Below are 19,320 nucleotides of genomic sequence, written 5' to 3'. Positions count from 1 at the left end.
CATCTTGCCCGTCCCCAATATTAGGACGGGCAAGATGCCCATCCCACAAAATGGATAATTTATTTCTTGGAAAGCCCTAAAAACGTCCTTCTGGATACTAGGAAAGAGTTGTTTAAAATTTAGTAATAGGTAAAAGCCTGCACTAAAATTTTTTCCATTTTGCACCCAATCCCTTTACCTAATCTCCCCTCAGTTGGGGAGCTATCCAGTTTTTTGTTTTCAAAATACGTTTAACATCATTGTAATTTATAGGTGCATAATTATGGCAATCTACCCCCACATCAAAAGATAAAGACGTGGAATCGTCAGGTAATTGACCATGTGAGTGTCCGTAAAGATGACAAGTACCGTAGTGAGAAGCTTGCCAAACTCTCATAGCATAGTGCAACAGAACGATTAATTGTCTGCCTTGATATGCCTCAGAATCTGGCATTGTCAACTCGTAATAATCTTTGATCCACTCAAAACGGTCTTTACAAGCTTCGGCTGCTTTATCGTGATTGCCACGAATCAGATATATTTTACCGTTAAGCCGTTGAAGAATTTTCTGTAATTTCTGAGGAGAACACAGTCCAACATCTCCTACATGATACACTTCATCATCAGCAGAGACTTTGCTGTTCCAGTTCTCAATTAATGCTTCATCCATCTCCTCAACAGAAGAAAACGGTCTTTCTGTGTACTCTAAGATTTTTTTATGCCCGAAATGAGTATCAGCAGTAAACCAAATCATCATTGAACCTGTTTTGTTAGGGTATTTTTGAAAAATTGTAAAGGTAACTCCTGGGAGGATAGCTCAACTTTTTCCATTTTTCGCTAATAACGCAGCCAAATTATGAACTATGAATTATTACTTTTAGGCTTTCCAATTCAAAAACCGCGCATAAATATAAGCGACACCTTCATCAATAATTGTCCGCACGCCTTGGCTAGAATCCCACCATTTGTTTGGATCGTAATCTTGGGTTTCAGCAGCGATCGCCCCAACTTTGACTTTAGGGCTGAGTAGTTTTCTGAACAGCAACCAACTTCTACGAGTGTGAACGTCCAAAGAAAAAAGATTAATTGATTGTAGCTTTAAATTTGAATTAGATAGCCAGCGATCGAACTCGGCAGCAGATGCATAACTACGATCCTTAATTACCATAGGTGTAGGAACAGCTACCACCTTCTCCGATTCTAAACCGAGTTTCTCAAAGGTGGCAGCTGATACTTCTGCAAAGTTTTTGTATTCGCTAAGATAATTTCCTTTTTCTATTGAGCCTCCCGTGGTAATTACTAGACGATAAGAACCGTTTTTAAATTCAGTCAAAGCTTGTTGGATGGCATAATCTGGTAGCCATCCTTCAACAACTAATATTTCTGCTGATTTGATCGGGGAAGTCACGGCGAGAAATGAGTGTACATGAGTGATAGTGAAAAATATTAAGTAAGCAATCAAAGCGATCGCAATCGCCCACCCCTGAGCCGTAAGTGTCCACATTTCTTGGCGTTTTATTAGTTTGATTTTTGGAAATTTTTGACGCCGACGATTTTTTGCCTGCATTAAACCTTAGCTAAACGTTGTTCTTTTAAGTAAGTAAATACAGACTTATCTCCAATATCAGCAGCAATTGCTTGCACTGTCTTTCTCAAGGCAAATACCAAAAACAACGTTGCCCAAATTCCTAATAAAACACTTTCAGCCTCAACTGGTAAAATTCCCACCAAATGTCCTAACAACAGTAGCGGTACTATTAGGGTTAATACTTTGGTTTCCAAACGATTGAAGCAAAAAGCCTCTTTAAAATAAATCCCTGTCAAAGCAACGAAAATAAAACCAACTCCAAATAAGGTGAGAGGCTGATTGTAAACAGTCAGAGCTAAAGGTTCAGTATTAGAGATTGCCAGAATCACTGACGCTATACTACCGATAGCCCAAAAAATTTGCAACATTCGATGCAGTGATGCCATGTAGATATGAATGGTAAATAAACTTACACCAAGAGCGAGACTAAAACAAGTATATAAAGGTGTAAGTGCAGTTAAAATCGGGTTATTGTTGAACAAAACCAAACCGCTACCGATGGCAAAGCTCAGTGCTGCTCCCATTAAGCCGGCACGGTAGATAATCACGCTAGTGCGATCGCTCTGAGTAATTGTAAATTCCCCAAACTGACCTTGATAAACTTCTGGTGAAGATAGTGTTTGCGTAGTCATAGTTAAAAATATTGTTACGATTTACTAATAGAGTACAACGGGAAATTCCTGAAAGCTTACTTTTATTATTATGGGCAAGGAAACTAACTTAAGTGTCACAATGCCAAAATTTTTAGGTCACTTTTGTAGTATCGGCTGACTTCACATACATGGTATCGGACGAGTTTTCTCTACCGTTTGACTAGATTTCCTTGGAGAGCCAAAGACATAGTAACTAGTCTCGTCACGGTGGAAATCCTAGCTACCATCTCAATTAACCAGACTAACAAGGGGTAAAATCTTCTCATTAAGGGTAGGCAAACCTCCGCTAGCATGTACTAGTAATTAACAACGGTTTGTATAGTCTCTAGTTTAGCTGAGGACTTGATTCTAAAATTTGACTTTAGTCCTAGACATTATAGATTGACAAATTTTAAATTTAGTGCATAAAAAAATGGCATCAGATAACACCATAGTTAAAAGCCAGATGAGCGATCGCATTTGTCTAAATAGTTGCAAGGGTGTAGACCCTTTTAGGTCTTATTTAGCAACAACTCTAATTTCTAACTTGCTCATCCGTGCTGAAAAAGTATGGTGGCATTGTCTAATCTAATTTGATAGTAGTATAAGTTAACGAGGATCTACAGCAGGTTTGCGATCGACTAGACTAACTTGGTTTTGCTTGACTACTACAGTGATAAGTGGTAAAGCTCGTTTGGCTGGGCCATGAACGACTCGACCCTGAGAATCGTATTGAGATCCATGACAAGGACAAATAAAGTGATTCTTCTCAAGATTCCACTCAACTGTACATCCTAAATGGGTACAAGTTGGATTGATGGCGTACTCAGCAATCTTTGGCCCGTCTTGAACGATCAGATAATCAACGCTATTGTCTGGTAAGCCTTTTACAAGAATCGGAATTCCAGGCTTTGCGGTTGTCAATAATGCATTAGCCTGAATTTCTTTACCGTCTTTGTCTCGTGCGAGAGATCCGGGAAGATAATTTTGACAGCGCGAATTCTTTGGATACAAAGAGCAAAGGGTTTCTAGGCCGATCTCATGACTTTGGCTGACTTTGGGAAATAGATATCCGATCGCTAATGATGCTGCTGTACCACCTAGCGTGTAAGTTAAAAAATCGCGGCGCGTTTTTCTACTAGCTGGAATTTTGGGATTTGGAGAAAAATTTTCTTTCATGACCCGATTTACCAAGAAAGGTCTACTAACATATTACGGTGCGATCGCTTAGAATCATTCTTCATTTTTAAGTTGTTGAGTAGTAAGAATACCGTATTTAGGACTAAATAGTAGTGCCAACAAAAAATATCTAACTTAAGAAGTGTTCTTATCAAATCTATTCTCAAAGTCTCTCTAGAGAAAGAACATCTTGTATCTAGGATTTTCTACAGTGTTATTGGTAAAGATACATTGTTTAATACCTCAAAAAGCTATGACAACTGAGAATAATCAACCAGTGAGTAAAGATTCGTATTCTAGCGAAGAACCCAATGTGAAGGAAAGAAACTTAACTGCAAATCCTGGAGATAAGATTGCTGATGAGTCTCAATCTGTTGAAGAAAAAGCTCAACAGAAAGCTGTTGATGATGTACCAGATATTACAGGTGATAGAATCACAGTCCCGACTTACTTCGTTGTGGATGAACCTAACGGAGAAAAGAAGGCACTCCACCACGTTAAAGATGCTGAAGAAATTTCCGACGTAATTCGGCAAGCACGAGTTGACGAAAATGGAAATCGGATTTGGTAGTAGTCACTCATTGAAGAGACACGGAGGCACGGGGACATGGAGAGTTATTTCTTTGCGTCCCCGTATCTGTCTTTTTGGATCGAGTTAGTTTATTCATGACACTATCAAAATATAAACGTAATGGTAGATGTCAGAAATACTAAGCTTGACTTTATCCATTTTTTTGCAACGCGATCCTCCTGTGGAGTAGTTGCACGAACGCCTAAGCATAAACTTATACCGAACAGTAAGCAACATAGCGACCAAGTTATAAAATAGCTGTTCATAGACGTTGAACTAACAAAGTTTTTTAATGTTATGCCGCCACTACAACGACACGTTACTTCTACTGACAGCTATAACTACCTGCTATTTTTACCAGATGGACTGCACCCAGATGGCGATCGCAACGAAATACAACAGGCACTTTTACCAACAATCTTATTTTTACACGGTGCGGGTCAGCGAGGTTCTGACTTAGATGATGTCAGAAAGCACGGTGTCGCCAAGGTTGTAGAACAACAGTCGGATTTTCCCTTCATTGTCATTTCTCCCCAATGTCCGCGCCGTGAATATTGGAATATAGAGCGATTGAGTACCCTTCTAGATGAGGTTATTGCATCCTGTGCTGTCGATCCAGATCGGGTTTACCTGACCGGCTTAAGCATGGGTGGCTACGGAACATGGCATTTAGCAGCAGCACAGCCAGAACGATTTGCTGCGATCGCGCCTATTTGTGGCGGCGGTAATCCCCAAGCAGCAGGTAAGTTGAAAAATCTTCCTGTGTGGGCATTTCACGGAGCCAAAGATAATGTCGTTCCCTTAAGTGAGTCAGAAATTATGGTTTCTGCACTCAAAGTCCACGACGGGAATGTAAAATTTACAGTTTACCCAGAAGCCAATCACGACTCATGGACGCAGACATATAATAACCCAGAATTATATGAGTGGTTTTTACAACATTGGCGGCAGCAGACTGTGGGTTAGAGATAGTTTTCTCTGCATTGGAATACCCTTTAAATTAAATTAGAATCTTGAGTTGTATTAGGATTAATAGTGCGCTTTCTGAGCAGAGCGTTAAATATACAGAATTGGGATCTAATCTAATTGACACGCATTGAACTGCGAAATTTGTAGTACCCTCTTGACATAATGTCGGTTTCATACTACATTTGTAGTATGAAAAATAAAAGCCTGCTCAAAAGGCAAAACTAAAACCTCTCAGAAGCTTGACAATTGCATAGATGCCACTTTTGGGGCCGCGATTGGTGTTCGACTGCTCCGAAGCCAACAAACGGACGGTTGCAGGATTCGGGTTCGATTCCCGACGGCTCCACCAAACTTGACTGCGGTTGAAGTTGTGTAGACGCTTCCTTCGCAAGATTGAGAGCATCGCAATTATACAAACTTGGGTCTGTAGCTCTAACGGTAGAGTTCCTAGATGTCACTTGTGCCCTGACAGAAAAAGCTTACATACTTGCTCAATGGTAGAGCGATCGTCTCTAAAACGATAAGGTGCAGGTTCAATTCCTGCGGTGTAACCACAGCTTTTTCAACTTGCATGAGGTGTGAGTGTAACTCTCACAGGGAGGGTATCGGTTCAATCCCGATCAGATCCACTAATACGAATTCGTAATTCGTAATTCGTAATTCGTAATTAAAAGAAGAGGTGATTGTAATGGTTCATATTCGATTTGAAGGACGTTCTGTTGATGTGCCAAAAACACAGTTGGGAATTGCAGCAGGGATGAATGATGTGGCGGTGAAGGAGCGGGTTGCTCGGCATTTAGATGTGAATAGCGATCGCCTTTCTGCTTACGTAATCGATCGCCGTCCTAGTGGCGATCTGATCGTCCGCCCTGAAGCTGTCTATGGTTAAATTTCAAAGTCATCCGTGCCCCAACAGAAGAAGCATACATACACATTGATAACGGTCCTAAGGTAGTAAAGTTCGAGCGATCGAATCAGCGAAGCATGATTTCTAAGTCTCTCGCAGATTTAGCGTGCGTGCCCACTGCCAATATTTGGTAAGAGCGGCCGTAGCTGTAAAAAGCTTCTTGAACTTGCACGGAATGATTTAAGACATAATTCCGCGCCCTAACTTGTGAAGTCTACACACACTATCCGGCAACGGATCGCAGGTTCGATTCCTGCCGCTCCCTTTGATGGGAGCGTAGCCAAATTGGTATAGGCAATTGTAAAACTGCTTTGCTAACTTGCGCGGAATTTCAATTATTTGAATTGTATTTATCTATAACCTTTACTCAATACGGAGGTGAGTTCAATGATGTTAGCTAACTCATGTTTAATAACAACTCAATTAGAACAACTGAATTTCAACAACGTGAGATATGAGCGAACATCGTTTGAGCGAGATTGTGATTGAGCGTCCTCGCGGTGGGAGGAGAATTAGCCTCAAAAAGGTGACTGGCTTTAAGAAGCAATTATACAAAATCACCGAGGATGCAATCCAGGATGGATTGTTTAATTCTTACCTGATTAAACCAATAAATAAATCCAAGTATCTTTCAGACCATCTCGGCCCCCTGCGTCGGTTTTTGCGATCGCAAGTCGGACAGCCTTGGAATGAGGTTTACAGCCAACTGTGTCAACGATTAGATCCCAACACAATGGCAGGACAGCATGTTATCGATCATTTGTGGGACTACGTTGAACGGTATGTGGAAATAATTGATGGTGGTTTTTATAGCAAGCCTTATCAAGGGTATCGAAATCAGCTAAATACAAGCCATCGCGATCGCTTCTATATCCATCCTGAAACTGGAATTCTTTGTGCAGCCGAGAAAGTACCTCGAAAGCAGAAGCAAAAGCAGGAACAAACTGATATTGTCATCATTGATAATTATCATCAATACCAGAAGCTAAACGAGATTTGGTATTTCATTACCTTTGAAGATTTTCCACCGCCACCAACTCATTATGTGACGGATATTGTCAAAGGGATAATTCATCGTTCTGCGGCAATGTATAGAGGTCGAATGATTTACGCTGTTAAGAAACAGCAGTGTAACAAGAAAGAAATTCGATTTATTTTAAATCAACTTTCTAAAACCTAAAATTTTCACTTCGTGCCCTAACTGAAAAAGCTTACATACTAGCCGAATGGTAAGGCACTTGACTTAAGAGCAAGCAAATACGGGTTCAAATCCCGTGTGTGAATCAACAGCTTTTTCGACTTGCACGAAGCGATCTTATTTGATGATAATTTCTCTTTGCTTTCAGTGCCTTTGAGTTGCGAAAACTAGTTTTTTAAACGAACCGCAAAGGACGTGAAGGTAAAGAGAAAAGACAGAAAATTTCACTTACTAATCAGGACTGCTACATAGAAATTCCAATTTAGTAGAAAATTCAAATTTCTTGGCATAGGGAGTAAGAGCAAATTCGATAATTTTCCGCTTATTACCCAGTCCCTAATCCCCAGTCCCCAGTCCCTTTTACTTGGCAGTTGTTGCCGCGCCCCGATCGCAGAAGCTTACATAACTCTGCACAAGTTATACTCAATGCTTCTACAACTTGCGCGGTGACTTTATCGCCCCGCGTGCAACATCTGCCTCCTGCAATTTTGGATTTTAGATTGCAATCCAAAATCTAAAATCCAAAATCCAAAATTCCTAAAGGAGGTTCCCATGAATACCGCAGAACGCGATCTGCGTCTGGAAATGCTCAACAGTTTGCTCACAACTCCTCACCGCAAACTTGAGCAAGTCGCAGAAATTCACAAGTTAATTGTTGAACTCGATCCCATCTTCTACGGACATCTAGCTGTCTGGTATCAGCGTCATGGCGATGTCCGCGACCATAAAGAAGTATTCTTAGCTCATTTACTCACCAGCAATTTGATTGAACACCGGGATGCTGGATTTATGATGCTGCAAGAGTTTCCGCCTTATCAGGTGGCTCGTGTGGTGGATTTCATGAAGCAGCAGCAAAATAAGCTGCCTCGTTCGGCTCGGACTGCGGTACGGCGTTATTTGAAGACACGGGAGAGCAATCCGGCTCTGTTCGATCGCGCCGCTTTGCGAGGTCGTAAGGCAATGAAGCACTTATATGCTTCACTGCACATCAAGCCAAATGAACGGGCAAATGCGATTCTGTTTGGCGATACACCTCCAGAGGGTTCCTTAGCAAATGTGCTGAAGCAGCTTGCAAAGGCAGAAAATGCCGCAGAACAGGCACGGCTGATTGTGGAGTTCAAAATTCCCTATACGATCGCAGTTGGTGCAATCAAGCAACTTACTCCAGTTGTATTGGTGGCGTTAATCAACAGTATGTCTCCACAAGAAGCGATCAACAACCTCAAGTCTCTCCAGACTAGAGGTGCAATGGATCACCCACAAGTTAAGAAGTTGATTGATTCCAAGCTGGAAGCAGCGTCTAAGAGTGGGCGTGTCTCAGCATTCAAAGCACAGATTGCCACAGACGCAGGAGATTTTGACGCAGACACCGTTGCCCAACTGGAAAAGGTGACAAACGAGCAAGTGAAACGGCGTGGTGCGATCGCACGTCCAACTGCTTTATTGGTAGACAAGTCTGGTTCAATGGAAAATGCGATCGCGATCGGTAAGCAACTTGCTGCCCTGATCTCTGGTATCACTAAGGCAGAACTGTTTGTCTATGCCTTCGACACCATTCCTTACGCTGTTACAGCTAAGGGCAAGGAGTTGAGCGACTGGGAGCGTGCTTTCCAGCATATCAATGCAGGTGGTGGTACTAGTATCGGTTGTGCATTGGAAGCAATGCGGAAGAAGAAGCAAGTGGTTGACCAGATTATTATAGTGACGGATGAGGGCGAAAATGCTGCTCCTTACTTCGGTGAAGTCTACAAGAATTACTGCCGGGAGTTGGCGATAATGCCCAATGTGGTGATTGTCCGTGTGGGTACTCATTACAACTGGGTGGAGAGCCAACTGAATCAGCAGCAAGCACCTGTAGATACGTTCACTTTCGCGGGTGACTACTACAGCTTGCCGAACATCGTCCCACTCCTAACGCGCCCCTCTCGTCTGGATTTGCTGATGGAGATTTTGGATATGCCGTTGCCTGTAAGAGAGGATAAGTAAGTTCTGAAGTATGGCAATGTTTACTATTTGTAATAGTAAACATTGCATACTTTGTAAAGTTAACTAACAGTAGCTAGGATTTCATCCCATGAACTATGATTACCAGAGAGAGAGGGAGGATTGCTAGAGAAAGTTTCATCAAGAATTTGAAGATGTAACATATTCTCAAGATTCATACGCCTCAAATCAGGAAGTTCACCTGAACTGCTCTGACCACCAACTTGATAAACTAAAACTTGTAAAACTCCATCCTTTAATCCAAGGATATAAGGTTCTGCGATACGTTGAAAATCTTGATAGTAAAACCTTATTAAGTTTTTTTGGGTAATTGCTTGTTTGATAAGTTCTAATACTTCTAATACTTTTGTATTGAGTAGTGGCGGTTCTGATACTTTGGTATTGGGTAGTGGTGTTTTTGGAAGAAAGTTCTTTTTTGGTTTTTCTATACCTTTTATATTTTTAGGCTTTTGGAATCCAAAATTATCACCTGAATTTTTCTTTCTAGTCATGATTCATTAGTACTTGTATACTACTGCCACTATTAAATCTTTTTTTCCCGAATTTTGCTAGTGGTCTGTGTCATTAATTTTGAAAGGTTTGTAGTGAGTGATTTATCGATCAATTTCAAGGACTAGAGCCGCTAAGTACGAAGTTTCACAACCCATAAAAACTAATGACATGAAACATTAGCTTTACTTTTAACTGATAAATAGCTTTTTGTAGTATAATATACTATCTATCCCTGCGTGCCCCAACTCTTGGAGCCTACATACTAGTACGAGAGGAACGGTACACTGTCAAATACAGTGGGCGTGTGTGAACGGGGAGTGCGAAGAACCTGGTAGGTAGGCTTAAAAGTAGCCATCCTTGAAAGAGTGTGTAACAACTCACCAGTGGAGTCCCTCTAGTAACTGAGAACACGCAATGCTCCACCAACTTGCACGCAGAATTATATTAATTCGTAATTAAGAAAGTCAGATTTTATAGGGTTGCATTGGTAGCCTTATTTTTTAAAATTGATATTAGTTATGACTAACATATTTAAGCTAATCAACCAAATTGCGATCGCAGAAGCGCAATTACATACCACCCAATTCCTTGCACCTTGTGTTAAAGGTGGACGAGTTAGCACACGAGTAGCTGGGATGGTTTACACCTTCAATCCAAAGCCTAGTAAATTTGAAGGCTGGGGCATCTTTCAGGCTGTGGATGAGAAGACAGCAACGGTTCTAGAAGAAGCAGACTTACCCCAAATTGCAGAATACCTGCAACACTTTCCCCAAATACGGTTGCGGTTAGCACACCAACTGCAAAAACAAACTTGGTTGGCATACCCTGTAAATGAAGCAGATGTGCGTCAACGGTTGAAGATAGTTAAACCGATCGCAGTCCACTTAGTTACCGAGGGTATCGCTTTTGAGCAAATCATTGCCCGATGGAATGGACAGTCTTGCTGGTTTGAGGAAGTAGATCGCCGTACCGATCCGGTAATTGTTGAAACTCTGCAATCTGCCGTCAAACAACTCATTCCGGCTGAAGAATTACAGTTTAAGGGCATTACTCCAGAAATCCGTACAGTGTATGAATTAGTAACTCGGCGCATTGAGGGATTTACTCAACCCCAACAGGATGAAAAGCGATTGAGAAAGGCTTTGCAAATGGGCGGGGGTAAATTAAACCAATTCCACGATCGCAGCGATTATTGGACAGTCGATTGGACAACTGCTGATGGTGTTCGCCATAGTAGTGCGATCGCAAAAACTGACTTGACTGTTGTTAGTTCTGGTATTTGCCTAAGTGGACGCGATCGCGATTTCGACTTGCAATCCTTAGTAGCTGTCATAGAACAACAAGAGTAGTTAATTACGAATTACGAATTACGAATTATTATGAGTGTCTTTTTTCACGAACAGCTTTACCGCACCAATGCTGTGATGACAAAGTTGAAAAACTATCCTGTAACCATTTGTGGCGCTGGAGCATTGGGAGCTAACATAGCAGAAAACTTAGCTCGGTCTGGTTTTGATAAACTTACAGTGATAGATCGCGATCGCATTGAGGAGCGGAACCTATCGACTCAGCCTTACTACCGTTCTGATGTTGGGGCGTTCAAGGCGAAAATCTTGGCGAACAATTTATATCGAGCAATTGGTACTAAAGTTGATGCTAATACAAAAGAATTGACACCAGCAAATACAACTCAACTACTCAAAGACAGCCAGTTAATTGTCGATGTCTTTGATAATAGTGTGGCGCGTCAAGCAGTGAAAGATTATGCTGAACAATTAAGCATACCTTGTCTTCATGCTGGACTATCGGCTGATTATGCAGAAGTGATTTGGAATGACGTTTATCGCGTTCCTTCTGAGGTTAATGATGATGTTTGCGATTATCCATTGGCGCGAAACCTGGTGATGTTAACTGTTGCTGTGGCGTGTGAGGCGATCGTTTCATTCATTACCACAGCAGAACAGCGTAACTTTAGCATCACCCAGAAGGATCTGACTGTTCAATCTCTATTTTTATAGATTGCGATTATCAGAATTTATCAAATTATGCGAGTTTAATTAAAGAGCAACGTACACATCTATACGAATCCGGTTTGATTTGGAGAAAATATCCGTAGGATGTGTTAGCGACAGCGTAACGCATCAAACCCTTGATAATAGTGCGTTACGAACTCCGTTCTAACACACTCTACAATACGTAATTTCGTTCAAAAATCAAATAGTAATCCTATATACCCTTCTTTTCTGTTAAGAGTTCCCTATTCCCTGTTCCCTACCTACGCAGATAATTTCAGGAATCAAATCGGATTACTATAGATAGCTGTGTATCTTATCCTTATGTCTTCTTAGACTACCCAAAGCTTGTTGCTCTATCTGTCGCACTCGTTCTCGACTAATACCCATACGTTGACCAATCTCAGCTAAAGAAAGTTCATTTTCATCTGTTAAACCAAAACGTAAAGTTAATATTTCTCGTTGTTGGGGATTTAATTTTGACAATAAAGTTTGGAGATTTTGCTGGAGGAATTTTTGGTCAGCGTATAATTCTGGAGACAGTCCATGATCCTCTAACATATCTTGTAATTCTATATCTTTGTCTGAGCCAACTCGTAATTCTAAAGAGACAGGTTGACGTGCTAAGAGTAAATAATCTCGAATTTGTTTTGGATCTAAAGATAGTTCATCAGCGATATCAACTGCTGTCGGAGTACGACCCAATTTTTGAGTTAGCTCGCGTTGAATCCGCTTGATTTTGTTAAGTTTTTCTGTAATATGAATAGGCAAGCGGATAGTACGTCCTTGTTCGGCGATCGCTCGTGTAATTGCCTGACGAATCCACCAATAGCCATAGGTTGAAAATTTATATCCTTTAGTCGGGTCAAATTTTTCAACTCCTCGCTCTAAACCTAAACTTCCTTCTTGAATTAAGTCGAGAAAATCTAGGTTATGTCTTTGATACTTTTTAGCAATAGATACTACAAGCCGCAGGTTAGCTTTAATCATTTTCTGCTTGGCTTGATGTCCCTGAGCTAGCTGTTGCAGCAGTGAATTTTCACCGATATTTGTATTTTCAATCCACTCTTGTTGTGTTGGTTGACGTTTTAATTGAATAGCTAATTTTTCTTTTGCAGCCAGTAAAGCCATCATTTTTTGAACTTGCTTGGCAAAATTAATCTCTTGCTCATTAGTCAATAAAGGTATACGTCCAATCTCGTGAAGATAAGTACGCACTGCATCAACAGTAGATAAAGGTTTTTCATTTTCTAGAGACTGGTAAGATAGATTATTCATAGTTATTTGAACCTTGAGAAAGACTTGTTGCTTTAGAGGGAAAGAAATTTCAATCTGACATAATTAGTATGACATTCAGAAATGAAATTAGAATGCAATTCTGATTTTTGACAATTAAGGCGCTAACTTTACTTATGAGTGCAATCGGTTTGCAACTTGACTTTCAAAGGTAAAAGTAAAGAATTGGGAAATATTTTCTGATTCTTGTCATGTCTAATTATTTCGCCAAGACTAATATTTTAAAGTTAAGAGCTTGATGTGACAGGAGCTTGTCAAAGAATTGAAAAAGTTATGTCTGTCCAAATTCTATGGAATGTCGATTTAGTGAGGGAATGGGACGCAGGGAGAAGAAATATTTCATTGCTCCTTGTGGGTGCAACTTATGGAGTCTCTTGCAAAAGTAGCTTTTGCAAGAGGGGGAAACAGATGTATGTTAAGGGGAAAAGGTTTTTTATTACTCCTTTTCCTAATTTCTGTAAGAAGTTTATTGATTTTTACTTTGGGATTCTTTGCGATCGCAGGGTAACTTACTTGTTTTTATACTTTAAAAGATTGCGATCGCTCTTGACTAATTATTTCCAGATTTTGGCTTTTTCCTACCAAACAAACTAGTCATACTTAATCCAGTAACCAATAACCCCAATAGCCCTAGTCCGTTCAAAATCGGGTAGATTCCCTCTAAACCGAAGATTTCACCACGATGAATCGAAAGCAGTAGACTACGAGGAACTCCAAGGTTAGCTGACCATTCACCTACCAGCGTAACTGCAATACCAGTTAACAATGTTACAGCAAGCGGTAAAGCCAAAATAATCGCTAGAGTCCGGTGGTATTTGCGAAATGAACGCATTATCCAAAATCTCCTGGAGAAATCAAAGTCATTATATTGTTAGTCAAAAGTCATTAGTACCAATGACTTTTGACTAATGACTAAATCGGCGGGCGGCTATCTCGGATATCCATTAAAAGAGTCGGATTATCGCCGATTTTCGGTGAAAAATCTGCTAATTTGTGGTTCTCACTTCTTACTTAGAAACAGTGGCGATATTTGTGTTAAGCGTTTGTAACCCTTTAAGAGATTTCGCTTTATCTTTAGCTTTCAGCGAACCCTTCACCTGGGTCGCAGTATCTTCGATTACATTATAGGTTTTTGAAGATTTAGTTTTGACACCATCCTCAACCTTAGACCAAGCGTTTTCAAACTTATTAAATTCCTGTTGGGCTGTGTCAAACTTTCCGGCTTGAACCGCAGTTTTTGTATTTGAAACTACACCGACCAAAGTATCAAAACCTCCCTGTGTAGCAACAGGAGTTTTTGATACTGTTGTCGCCGCAGTTGTTTCAGTGGTAGCAGGACTCTGGGTAGTAGATTTTTGATCGCTGTTGCATCCGACCAATGTCAGTAAACCAATTGCGGCAACAGGGATGATGTAGATTAAGCGTTTCATAAGACCTCTTGAATAATGATAAATCGTCAAGTACCGACGGTATCAGTTACTATATCAGCAAACCTGTCGTCTAATGTTGCTGGAGATATTGGAAGATTATATGCAGATTTTTTTACGAAAACCTTGTAAATTTTTGTATAATATTATTCTGGTACGTATACATCAAGGCAGTTTTTGCATCTTAACAGTAGTTTTCAAGTAAGCTAGGTATAAAATATACACATAGAAAGTTTCTATCTCCTGCTTCTGCCAAACAAAACTATTGACCCCTAGCTCCTGAATTACTTCTTGTTAAAAAATCTTCAATGGAGTTGACAAATTCTTTTAACTCTAAAATTAACTTAGTAGCATCTCTAAGCTGTTGATGGTAAGCTAATTTTTCTAGTTTGTCAGCCGCTAGATACATACCTCTGGCTCCAATATTGGTACTCGCACCTTTGAGATGATGAGTTTCTCGCACAATTTGTCCAAAGTCATTAGCCGCGATCGCTGCTTTAATTATCTCTAAACGGGGTTTAATATCTTCAACGCATACTTGCAATAAACTTAATTCAAATTCTGCGTCATTTCCCGATATTCGATGCAAGTGTTCCCAATCAATTTCTAGGTCAACTGTGCCGTTGTTTGTGCTGGGAACTGTTTGTTCGTACACAACTGCCTCTTGTTGCGAGAAGATCGCGCCTGTCCAATGCTCTAGAGTCGCAGCTAATTTTTCTTTAAATATTGGCTTACTCAGATAGTCATCCATTCCTGCATTGAGACACATTTGTTCGTCTTCTTTCATTGCATTAGCCGTCATTGCAATTACCACAGGACGACGACGCAAAGCAAAAATATCCTCTTGCCAACGATGAATTTCTTTTGTAGTTTCTAAACCATCAAGAATTGGCATTTGGCAATCCATTAGAATCAAATCGTAAGGAATTTTTTCTAATAACTGCAAGACTTCCTTGCCATTGGCAACGACATCGGCTTTGTAGCCCAAACTCTGGAGTTGCTTTAAGGCTACTTTTTGATTCACCAAATTATCTTCAGCTAAGAGAATTCTTAACTTAGATTTAGTAGAGGCATTAACAGAAGAATTAAGAATGCTGGAAGTTTCTGTACTTGGAATTTCTTTAGTAGCCTCTAACCTTAAGTCTCTAGCCCCTTGTTCCGCTTCCGGCTGAGTTTTTAGAATAGTCATAATAGTATCGAGGAGTCGAGATGGCTTAAGGGGTTTGACTAAATAAGCAGCAAATCCTACTTTCAGCGCCCGTTGCATTTGAGCGCGTTGATTAATAGAGGTGAGAACAATCAAAGGGATGTCAGCAATTGCCGAATTGGCTTTAATTTGTTCTTCTAAAGTCATGCCATTTGTTTGAGGCACCTCCATATCAACCAAGACTACATCATAGGAATTCTTCTGCTCACAAGCTTCCTGAATAGCTTTCAGGGCAGCAGGAATACTGTCAGATCGATCTACCTGCATTCCCCACCTAGTAGCTTGATGGTAGACAATTTTGCAATTAGTAGCATTGCTGTCTACCACTAACAAGCGACGATTGTTCAAAAGTCCGCCTTCGGATTTTGGTAAAACAGGGTCAAGTTGCTTGGTAAAAGGGACTTCAAACCAAAACTTCGAGCCTTTCCCCATCTGACTTTCTACCCCAATTACTCCTCCCATCAAAGTCACCAGTTGTTTACAGATGGCTAATCCTAAACCAGTACCACCATACTTGCGAGTGGTAGAAGCATCCACTTGAGTAAATGGCGTAAAGAGTTTGCGTTGGTCTTCAGGGCTAATACCAAGACCTGTATCTGTGATGGCAAAATGAATGGTGGCTGTAGTAGAGGAAAGGGAAGATAATTCTGCTTCCACAAATACTTCACCACTGCTGGTGAACTTAATAGCGTTGCTCATCAAGTTCATCAGAATTTGCCGCAGTCTACCAGCATCTCCTTTGAGGTGGATGGGGACATTGCGATCGATCAGTGCGGCAATTTCCAATCCTTTATTATGGGCTGAAGGAGCCAATAAATCTAACAGTTCTTCAACACAAGTGGATAGGTCAAAATCTAGAGTTTCTAGAGCCATCTCTCCAACTTCAAGTTTGGAAAGATCCAAAATCTCGTTGATTAAACTTAAAAGAGCGTCTCCACTAATCCGAATTATTTCAATAAATTCTCGCTGTTCTGGGTCTAAGGGAGTATCTAATACCAAACTGGTCATTCCCAAAACAGCATTCATCGGAGTGCGAATTTCATGACTTATATTTGCTAAAAAGGCACTTTTCGTCTGAGAAGCTAATTCAGCTTGGCGACGGGCAATTTCAAGTTCTTGTCGCTGACGAGTTTCTGCTGCTAATAGTTGGGCTTGGGCTAAGGCAATACCTACTTGGTCGGCTATTTGCCGCAAAAGATCGGTTTCAAAACTAGACCATTGGTGGGAATCATCACACTGATGGACTATGAGCAAACCGCGAAGTTCGTCTTTGACAAGTATGGGTACAACCAAATTGACTTTGACTCCAAACTGTTGTAACAATTCCAGATTGCTTTGTTGGAGTTCCAGCAGATCCAATTCAGCCAGCCCGAAAACCCGTCCTTGACGGTATTGCTGTAGATAGTACTGCTGGAGATATTCTGCTCTAAAGTATGGGCCGGAGATGTTTTGCTCCTTGATTGTCGGTAAGCCAGAAACTACTGCTTCCGTGACCGTGGTTGCAGATTCATCTGGTAAAAGCTGATAGATCAAAACTCGGTCAGTCTGGAGAATCTTTTGTACCTCCTCAACAGTGATTTGGAGAATTTCTTCGATTTGCAAAGACTGGCGAATCTTAAGGGTGATTTCGGTGAATAGTTGCGATCGCAAGTTTTGGCGTTGCAATTCCTCTTCAGCCTGTTTCCTTTGAATAAACTGCCCTACTTGCTCGCCGATGGAATTCATCGTTTTGGCTAAATCTGGATGGGGTGGTTGGATTTCACGATTGAAGCAGGTAATCACACCGAGGATTTTGTTACCACTGCGGATCGGAAAACCGAAAGCGGCGTGTAATCCTATTTGATTGGCGATTTGGAAGTGAGGGAAATTCAGATCCTTGACGATATCAGTAAGCCAAACAGGTTCGGAATTAGCCCAGACACGCCCAGGTAGTCCAACTCCTTTTATAAAGGTGGTTTGCCGCTTCAGTGCTGTAAATTCTTGCACCTCAAGGGAGGCTTTATGCCAGATGTCCGAAAGGCGCAGCACATTTGCTTGCAGATCCACCATCCAAATTTCCCCTAAATCCCATCCCAAACTCTCACAGATCCCTTGTAAGATTTGGGGGGTAGCCTCGCCGATCGTCGTGGACTCCGCCAAAACGCGGGTTGCAGCATATTGTGCAATTAGCTGCTGTTGCGATCGCTTGCGATCGGTGATGTCAGTGCCAGTACTAACGATGTATTCCACTGACCCTTCATAGTTTTTTAAAAAGGTATTCGACCAGGCAATTAGTCGGCGACTACCATCCTTCATTACCCAATAGTTCTCTTTCTCCAGAAAGCCTCTACCAGTTAGCAATTCCTCAAAAACTGCTTTAACCGACTCCACCTCTTCAGGAAGTAAGAACAAGTTCCAGAAACACCTACCCCTCACCTCATCGAAGGAGTAACCTGTTATTTGCTCGCAAGCTTGATTGAAACGAACGATTTGCCCTTGAGAATCGAGAACTATTACCAACGCGCTAGCTGTATCAAGGACTGCTGAGATAAAATTGCGTTCATGATTTAAGGTTTCTTCTGTCCTTTTGCGCTCAGTGACTTCACGATAGATAAAGTAGTAAACTACAACAAGAATGATAAAACTTAGGCAAATAGCGATCGCAATTGTTACAGTTGTTTTGCGAGTCCAAGCTTTTGCTGCTTGTGACACTTGCTGATGCCGCGCCCTTTCCTCATTCTCTATCTCATTGCTCACCTTGCGGATATCATCCATGAGATTTTGACTTTTATCTGTCAGTAGCACCTGCAACGCCGCCTCTAATCCCTTGTTCTGGCGTAAGTCGATAGTCTGTTTTAGTTCAGTAAGTTTAGCTGTAATCAGGGATTCAAGGGTTGCAATCTGCTTTTCTTGGTTTGGTTCATCTGTAGATAAATTTTTTAGTTTGGCAATTTCTCGATCGATGTTGGCAACTGCTTCTTGATAAGGTTTTAAATAATTTTCTTTGCCAGTGAGAATATAACTATGTTGCCCATTCTCCGCATCCTTGATCTGAGATAGTAGTTCTTCTAGGGTGTTGATTTTTTTATAAGTATTTTTTACTATACTGCGATTATTAATAGATACTCTTGTATTTTGATAGGAAACTACACCAATCAAAACTAAAATTACTGATGCTAGACCAAAACCAGCCGCAATCTTTTTAAAAAATTGTTTGCTTACCTTCTGTGCCTGCTTGCCTTTTTTAGTCACAAATACCAAACTTGCTAAATTTCGGCGTAATTCCAATTGCTTGATGACTTGACGACCTAATGTTCGTAATGCCTCTATCTGATCTGGGGTAAGTTCGCGTGGTACGTAGTCAATTACACACAGGGTTCCGAACGCATATCCCTCTGGATTAGTCAGAGGAACGCCAGCATAAAAGCGAATATTTGGGTCAGATGTTACTAGTGGGTTGGTGGCGAACCGTTCGTCATCTGTTGCATCAGGCACAACAAAAACATCAGGCTGTAGAATAGCATGGGCACAGAATGCCAAATCTCGATGTGTTTCTAGAGCTTCCAAGCCGACTTTTGACTTAAACCACTGGCGATTTGTATCAATTAAGCTAATTAAGGCAATAGGAGTCTGACAAATATACGATGCTAAACGGGTGATGTCGTCAAAAGCGGCTTCAGGTGGCGTATCGAGAATCTTATACTCCAAAAGCGTCTCGATTCTCTGTGCTTCGTTATCAGGTAATGGTGCTTTCATCCTTAAGCCTTATCTACATTCTGGGGGATTAGGGAATGGGGATTAGGGACTGGGGACTCGGTACTAAGGAATGGGGAGAAACAAGATAAGGACTTCTTTTTTAATAATTCCCCCTAACCCCCAA

Annotated in this window: 18 protein-coding genes, 1 tRNA gene and 1 other RNA gene; 10 read left to right on the top strand and 10 right to left on the bottom strand. The window is 41.0% G+C overall.

Annotated elements, in window-relative coordinates:
* Positions 1-178 precede the first annotated feature (178 nt).
* The 3 genes from CDG77_RS28225 to CDG77_RS28215 form a co-directional block, all read right to left on the bottom strand.
* Positions 179-736 (bottom strand): metallophosphoesterase family protein, encoded by a 558-nt coding sequence (locus CDG77_RS28225; protein ID WP_094332581.1) that lies wholly within the window; start codon positions 734-736, stop codon positions 179-181.
* Between the two features lie 120 nt (positions 737-856).
* Positions 857-1,546: an ElyC/SanA/YdcF family protein gene (locus CDG77_RS28220; RefSeq protein WP_094332580.1), complete on the bottom strand. Its 690-nt coding sequence runs from the start codon at positions 1,544-1,546 to the stop codon at positions 857-859.
* Entirely contained in the window at positions 1,546-2,199 is a 654-nt protein-coding gene (locus CDG77_RS28215) for a DUF2301 domain-containing membrane protein (protein ID WP_094332579.1), read from the bottom strand. Before CDG77_RS28215 ends, CDG77_RS28220 begins: the two co-directional genes overlap by 1 nt.
* A 433-nt stretch (positions 2,200-2,632) precedes the next feature.
* Between CDG77_RS28215 and CDG77_RS36885 the strand changes: the two genes are divergently transcribed.
* Entirely contained in the window at positions 2,633-2,791 is a 159-nt protein-coding gene (locus CDG77_RS36885) for a hypothetical protein (protein ID WP_181154089.1), read from the top strand.
* 17 nt (positions 2,792-2,808) lie between these two features.
* Here CDG77_RS36885 and CDG77_RS28210 read toward each other — a convergent pair whose 3' ends face one another.
* Positions 2,809-3,378, bottom strand: coding sequence for a Rieske 2Fe-2S domain-containing protein (locus CDG77_RS28210; RefSeq protein ID WP_094332578.1), 570 nt, complete (start codon positions 3,376-3,378; stop codon positions 2,809-2,811).
* Positions 3,379-3,631: 253 nt separating this feature from the next.
* Between CDG77_RS28210 and CDG77_RS28205 the strand changes: the two genes are divergently transcribed.
* From CDG77_RS28205 to ssrA, 3 genes are all read left to right on the top strand, one after another.
* Positions 3,632-3,949, top strand: a complete 318-nt coding sequence (locus CDG77_RS28205) for a hypothetical protein (protein ID WP_094332577.1) — start codon at positions 3,632-3,634, stop codon at positions 3,947-3,949.
* Positions 3,950-4,246: 297 nt separating this feature from the next.
* Positions 4,247-4,915 carry a prolyl oligopeptidase family serine peptidase gene (locus CDG77_RS28200; RefSeq protein ID WP_094332576.1) on the top strand — a complete coding sequence of 223 codons (669 nt, stop codon included), beginning with the start codon at positions 4,247-4,249 and terminating at the stop codon, positions 4,913-4,915.
* Between the two features lie 268 nt (positions 4,916-5,183).
* Positions 5,184-5,267: a transfer-messenger RNA gene (gene ssrA / locus CDG77_RS36125) on the top strand.
* Between the two features lie 98 nt (positions 5,268-5,365).
* Here ssrA and CDG77_RS38705 read toward each other — a convergent pair.
* Positions 5,366-5,491, bottom strand: a complete 126-nt coding sequence (locus tag CDG77_RS38705) for a hypothetical protein (RefSeq protein ID WP_258169459.1) — start codon at positions 5,489-5,491, stop codon at positions 5,366-5,368.
* A 115-nt stretch (positions 5,492-5,606) separates the two neighbouring features.
* Here CDG77_RS38705 and CDG77_RS28195 point away from each other — a divergent pair, with 115 nt between their 5' ends.
* The 4 genes from CDG77_RS28195 (at position 5,607) to CDG77_RS28180 (ending at position 9,009) form a co-directional block, all read left to right on the top strand.
* Positions 5,607-5,807: a hypothetical protein gene (locus CDG77_RS28195; RefSeq protein ID WP_012407952.1), complete on the top strand. Its 201-nt coding sequence runs from the start codon at positions 5,607-5,609 to the stop codon at positions 5,805-5,807.
* A 472-nt stretch (positions 5,808-6,279) separates the two neighbouring features.
* The gene (locus CDG77_RS28190) at positions 6,280-7,005 is read left to right on the top strand and encodes a hypothetical protein (protein WP_094332575.1); all 726 of its coding nucleotides are present in this window, start codon (positions 6,280-6,282) and stop codon (positions 7,003-7,005) included.
* A 32-nt stretch (positions 7,006-7,037) separates the two neighbouring features.
* Positions 7,038-7,106: transfer RNA gene (locus tag CDG77_RS28185), tRNA-Leu, on the top strand.
* A gap of 469 nt (positions 7,107-7,575) precedes the next feature.
* Positions 7,576-9,009 (top strand): vWA domain-containing protein, encoded by a 1,434-nt coding sequence (locus tag CDG77_RS28180; protein ID WP_094332574.1) that lies wholly within the window; start codon positions 7,576-7,578, stop codon positions 9,007-9,009.
* 59 nt (positions 9,010-9,068) lie between these two features.
* Here CDG77_RS28180 and CDG77_RS28175 read toward each other — a convergent pair whose 3' ends face one another.
* Positions 9,069-9,518 (bottom strand): WYL domain-containing protein, encoded by a 450-nt coding sequence (locus CDG77_RS28175; protein ID WP_094332573.1) that lies wholly within the window; start codon positions 9,516-9,518, stop codon positions 9,069-9,071.
* Positions 9,519-10,037: 519 nt separating this feature from the next.
* On the opposite strand from CDG77_RS28175, the gene CDG77_RS28170 reads away from it, so the two are divergent.
* Together CDG77_RS28170 and CDG77_RS28165 are read left to right on the top strand one after the other, a co-directional pair.
* Positions 10,038-10,868, top strand: coding sequence for a hypothetical protein (locus CDG77_RS28170; RefSeq protein WP_094332572.1), 831 nt, complete (start codon positions 10,038-10,040; stop codon positions 10,866-10,868).
* 30 nt (positions 10,869-10,898) lie between these two features.
* A complete protein-coding gene (locus tag CDG77_RS28165) occupies positions 10,899-11,537 on the top strand; it encodes a HesA/MoeB/ThiF family protein (RefSeq protein WP_094332571.1) in 639 nt (212 codons plus the stop codon).
* Between the two features lie 291 nt (positions 11,538-11,828).
* On the opposite strand, the gene CDG77_RS28160 is transcribed toward CDG77_RS28165, so the two are convergent.
* The 4 genes from CDG77_RS28160 to CDG77_RS28145 all read right to left on the bottom strand — a co-directional run bounded on the left by CDG77_RS28160 (position 11,829) and on the right by CDG77_RS28145 (position 19,196).
* Positions 11,829-12,809, bottom strand: a complete 981-nt coding sequence (locus CDG77_RS28160; protein WP_094332570.1) for an RNA polymerase sigma factor, RpoD/SigA family — start codon at positions 12,807-12,809, stop codon at positions 11,829-11,831.
* 568 nt (positions 12,810-13,377) lie between these two features.
* Complete coding sequence (locus tag CDG77_RS28155) at positions 13,378-13,659, bottom strand: peptidase (protein WP_094332569.1); 282 nt, start codon at positions 13,657-13,659, stop codon at positions 13,378-13,380.
* 175 nt (positions 13,660-13,834) lie between these two features.
* The gene (locus CDG77_RS28150) at positions 13,835-14,257 is read right to left on the bottom strand and encodes a DUF4363 domain-containing protein (RefSeq protein ID WP_094332568.1); all 423 of its coding nucleotides are present in this window, start codon (positions 14,255-14,257) and stop codon (positions 13,835-13,837) included.
* 259 nt (positions 14,258-14,516) lie between these two features.
* Complete coding sequence (locus CDG77_RS28145; protein WP_094332567.1) at positions 14,517-19,196, bottom strand: GAF domain-containing protein; 4,680 nt, start codon at positions 19,194-19,196, stop codon at positions 14,517-14,519.
* Between the last annotated feature and the right edge of the window lie 124 nt (positions 19,197-19,320).

The organism is Nostoc sp. 'Peltigera membranacea cyanobiont' 213 (genome assembly GCF_002245975.1).
Taxonomy (GTDB): domain Bacteria; phylum Cyanobacteriota; class Cyanobacteriia; order Cyanobacteriales; family Nostocaceae; genus Nostoc.
This window is presented reverse-complemented; position numbering and strand designations above follow the sequence as displayed.